General features: G+C 74.6%; 2 protein-coding genes and 1 pseudogene. 2 read left to right on the forward strand and 1 reads right to left on the reverse strand.

The annotated features are described in order from the left end of the window. Positions 1-170 precede the first annotated feature (170 nt). The gene (locus tag AOK16_RS23490) at positions 171-881 is read left to right on the forward strand and encodes a TetR/AcrR family transcriptional regulator (protein WP_055474139.1); all 711 of its coding nucleotides are present in this window, start codon (positions 171-173) and stop codon (positions 879-881) included. 205 nt (positions 882-1,086) lie between these two features. Further along, the gene (locus AOK16_RS23495) at positions 1,087-2,925 is read left to right on the forward strand and encodes a sigma-70 family RNA polymerase sigma factor (protein WP_079101699.1); all 1,839 of its coding nucleotides are present in this window, start codon (positions 1,087-1,089) and stop codon (positions 2,923-2,925) included. Here AOK16_RS23495 and AOK16_RS23500 read toward each other — a convergent pair. Beyond that, positions 2,904-4,519: pseudogene (locus AOK16_RS23500) on the reverse strand (hypothetical protein); the annotation flags it as partial. The gene AOK16_RS23495 and the pseudogene AOK16_RS23500 sit on opposite strands and share 22 nt — an antisense overlap.

The following is a 4,519-nucleotide window of genomic DNA, read 5'->3' on the forward strand; positions in this document are numbered from 1 at the left end:
GGGTGGGGCCGTAGCCCGATCGGGGGGCGGCACCGGGCCGGTCCCCCTCTTCTCTGATGACCTGGGCTCAACTATGTTCGTTACCCAACGGGGTGCCGAGGTCGCACCCCGCAGTCAGGGCGGGGGGTCTCCGGGGGGAGACGTCATGACCGGGGGAAACGGTGACGTATATGCACACGCAGGACGCGGCATCACTACGAGTGGATGCACAGCGCAACCTGGAGCACGTACTGCGGGCGGCGCGCGAGGTCTTCGGTGAGGTGGGCTACGGCGCGCCGATGGAGGACGTGGCGCGGCGGGCGCGGGTCGGTGTGGGGACGGTCTACCGGCGGTTCCCGAGCAAGGACGTGCTGGTCCGGCGGATTGCCGAGGAGGAGACGGCCCGGCTGACGGACCAGGCGCGGCTGGCGCTGCGGCAGGAGGAGGAGCCGTGGGCGGCCCTCTCCTGGTTCCTGCGCACCTCGGCGGCCTCGGGCGCGGGGCGGCTGCTGCCTCCCCAGGTGCTGCGGGTGGGGGTCGCGGACCCCGTGAGCGGCGCGTCCGTGGCGGGCTCCGACGCGCGCGTGCCGCAGCAGCGGTCCGCGGGGGCCGACGGCCCGGGCGTCGTGCCGCCCAACGGCCTGGCATTCAACGGTTCGGGTTCCCTTGACGCGGTGCCGGAGGGGGGCGCGGGCGTCGCCGAGCTGCTGGGCGTGGTCGGGCAGCTGGTGGAGCGGGCGCGGTCGGCGGGCGAGTTGCGCGCGGACGTGACCGTCGCGGATGTGCTGCTGGTGATAGCCACTGCCGCGCCGTCGCTGCCGAACGCGGCGCACCAGCAGGCGGCTTCCGCGCGGCTGCTGGACATCCTGCTGGAGGGGCTGCGGTCGCGCCCCGCGGGGTGAGAGCCGGCTTCCGCCCGCGCGGGTGCGCGGCACCGCGAGCACCAACACTTCCGCCCTATATGCCCGATTGAACGCCCAGGGTTGGGCGTTCGTACGAAGTCACCTCGGACGTGTGGTTGGTCACCTTGACGTGTGAGCCACGGGCGAGTGTGTGGCAGGCTTGCCCGGGTGTTCGAGCGTAACTGCGGGTACGGGGGCCTCGGCTATGGGCGCTGACAGGCGTGACGAGCCACTCGGTGGCGGCGGCGAGTTGGGCATCGACCGCGAGCCCAGCGTGCCGCAGCAGCGGGACGGCGGGGCTCTCGCCGGTGCGACGGTGGCGGAACTGCCGCCGTCCGACGCCGACTTGATCGGCCGCATGCGCGGCGGGGACGACAGCGCGTACGAGGAGCTGTACCGGCGCCATGCCGAATCGGTGCGCCGCTACGCCCGCACCTGCTGCCGCGACGCCCACACCGCGGACGACCTGACCGCCGAGGTGTTCGCCCGCACCCTCCAGGCCGTACGCGGCGGGGCGGGCCCGGACACGGCGGTGCGCGCCTATCTGCTGACCACGGTGCGGCGGGTGGCCGCGGCGTGGACGAAGTCCGCGAAGCGCGAGCAGCTCGTGGAGGACTTCGCGCTGTTCGCCACCTCCGCCGCCGGCGTGTCCGCCTCCGGCGAGGACACCCTCGACCTGGGCGCCGACGTGCGGGCCATGCACGAGGCCGAGCAGTCGCTCGCCGTCCAGGCGTTCCGCAGCCTGCCCGAGCGCTGGCAGACCGTGCTGTGGCACACCACGGTCGAGGAGGAGTCGCCCAGCGACGTGGCCCCGCTGCTCGGGCTGAGCGCGAACGCCACGGCGGTACTGGCACACCGCGCCCGCGAGGGCCTCAAGCAGGCCTATCTGCAGGCGCACGTGAGCACCTCGCTGACCGCGGGCGGGGACTGCGCGCAGTACGCCGACCGCCTCGGCGCGTACGCCCGCGGCGGGCTGCGGGTGCGGGCCGAGCGCGGCCTGCGCAAGCACCTGGAGACCTGCGCGCGGTGCAGCACGGCCGCGATGGAGGTCAAGGACGTCAACGCCGGGCTGCGCGCGCTGCTGCCGATCGCGGTCATCGGCTGGTTCGCCGCCGGCTGGGCCTTCAAGGGTGCGGGCGTCATGGTGGGCGCCGGCGCCATCGGTGCCGCCGCCGGCTCAGGTGCCGCCGCGGCGGCGTCCGGATCGGGCGCGGGAGCGGGTTCCGGGAGCGGCGGCGCGGGCGCCGCGGCCTCCGAAGGGCTCGGCTTGCCCGCGAAGGCCGGCCTCGCGGCGGCGGTTGTGGTCGCCGCCGCGGCCACCGTGTTCGCGGTGACGGCCGGGAACGGCGAGGTGAAGGACGCGGCGAAGGCGAGGCCCCCGGTGTCGCACGCCGCGCCGCAGGAGCCGGCGCCCAAGGAGAGCCCCACGCCCGGGAAGACGGCCGCGGAGCCGTCCCCCGAGTCCTCCTCGTCGCAGTCCTCGCCCGCGGAGCCCAGCCCGTCCGCGTCCCCGTCGAAGTCACCGGAGCCCTCGCCGACCCCGACGGCCTCGAAGAGCCCGGAGCTGACCCCGTCCGCGCCGGCGCCGCCTCCCCCACCGCCCATGACCACGTACCGGCTCGGCGAGTTGAACTACGACTCCACGGGGGACGGCTCGGAGCCCGAGGTCCGGCAGAGCGACAGCGACTGGATGTGGAAGCGCGACAGCGTCACGATCGACGGCGCCCAGTACGCGCCGGGCGTGACGACCGGCTCCAACTCCTCCCTTCTGGTGGACCTCAACAAGACCTGCACCGCGTACGACGCGATGGCCGGGGTGGACGACCTGTCCCTGGGGCTCGGTTCGGTCCGGTTCTCCGTCTTCGGGGGCGGGACGCGGCTGTGGCAGTCGGGCGTGGTGCACGGTGGTGACGCGGCGGTTCCGGTGCACGTGCCGCTGTCCCCCGGTCTGACCTCGATCCGGCTGGTGGTCGAGCCGGCCGGCGAGCTCGGCAGTGTGGGGCTGGCCGACTGGGCGCAGGCTCAGTTCACCTGCGAGGAGTAGCTCTCCAGGAGGGCGAGGGCCTGTTCGGGGGTGAGGGCGCGGCCCTCGGCGCGCGAGCGCTCGTACGCGCCCGGGCCCAGCGCCGCGCCCGCCCGCGCCGACAGCCGTGCCACGTGCTCTCGTTCGGGAACGTTGCGCGGCAGGGACTCGCGCCAGGCGTCGGCAGCTCCCAGGAGGCGTGCCGCCGCCTCGTGGTGACCCAACGCGGCCAGCGGGCCGGCCGCCCACTGCACCTGCACGGCCAGCAGCAGTCCGGCACTGTGGGCCGCCAGGCCCTGGCGCAGCGCCAAGGTGAGCCCGCGCAGGGACTCCCGCAGCGCCCGCCGGCCTTCCGGGGTGTCCCGCTCGACGCCCTCCCCCTCGATACGGGCCGCAAGGCCGGTGAGCGCGACGCGGAGCTGGGCGGGCGGGGTCGCGTTCTCGGCGGCCGCGCGCGCCTGCGCGCACAACTCCCGTGCTCCCGTCACGTCTTCGCGCCGGAGTGCGATCAGCGCCAGCAGGAAGAGCCCGAAGGCCTGCGTGTCCCGTACGCCGTACCGCTCCCCCTCCTCGCGCGCGTGCCGCGAGAGTTCCCGGGCGGCCTCGTCGTCACCCTCCTCGTACGCGACCTGGGCGAGGCGCAGCAGGAGGAAGGGCCGCTCGTTGGAGGCGCCGAGCTCGTCGCAGAGCCGGAGCGCCTCCTCGAAGGCTGCCCGCGCCTCCTGGAAGCCGCCGCGCATCAGCGTGACCTCGCCGTGGGCGCCCTCGAGTTGGGCCAGCAGCCAGCGGTCCCCGACCCGGCGGCTGAGCTCGCGCAGCTCCGGCCGTGCGGCGTCGGCTCTCGCGATGCCGCCAGGGGTGTCCATCAGGATGTACGTGCGGAACATCAGCGCGGCGCAGACCTCCCAGTCACCGCCGTACGCACGGCAGTTGGCAACGGCACGGTCGAGGCGCGGGACGACACCCTCGAGTCCTTCGGCGAAGTAGGCCAGGATCGGCCAGACCAGGCCGGGGAAGTGCGCCGGGGCGGGGCCCGGGCGGTCGTACGCCTCCAGAATGCGCAGCGCGCCCGCGATGCCCTCGGGGGACCGCACCTCCTCCGCTGTCAGCTGGTCGGCGCGGAGGAAGGAGTGCAGCATCCGCAGGTCCACGCGGTGCCAGTAGTGCGGGTGGCCCTCGTCGTCGGGGATCGGGCCGAAGGCGGTGACCCGGTCCACCCAGGCGGCGCCCTCGTCGCGGTAGTTGCGCAGCCACCAGAACCAGCCCATGGCGCGTACGAGTTCCAGGGCCGTGCCCTCGTCGCCGGCCGCGATGGTGTGGTGGAGGGCGGCTCGGATGTTGTCCAACTCGGTCTCCACGCACCGCAGCCAGGGGAGTTGGTCGGCGGACCGCAGGCGCGGCGCGGCCTCCCGGACGAAGGCGAGGACGTACGCGGTGTGCCGGCGGACGGTGGTGTCCCTGTCGGCAGGGTGGGCGTCGGCGCGCTCGGTGGCGTACTCGTGGATGGTCTCGAGCATGCGGTAGCGAGTGTCGCCAGCGGGGGTGTGGTCCACCTCGACGAGGGACTTGTCGACGAGGGCGCCGAGGAGGGGGAGGACGTCGGCGGGGGTGATGG

The sequence above is a fragment of the Streptomyces pathocidini genome (assembly GCF_001418495.1).
GTDB classification, from domain to species: domain Bacteria; phylum Actinomycetota; class Actinomycetes; order Streptomycetales; family Streptomycetaceae; genus Streptomyces; species Streptomyces pathocidini.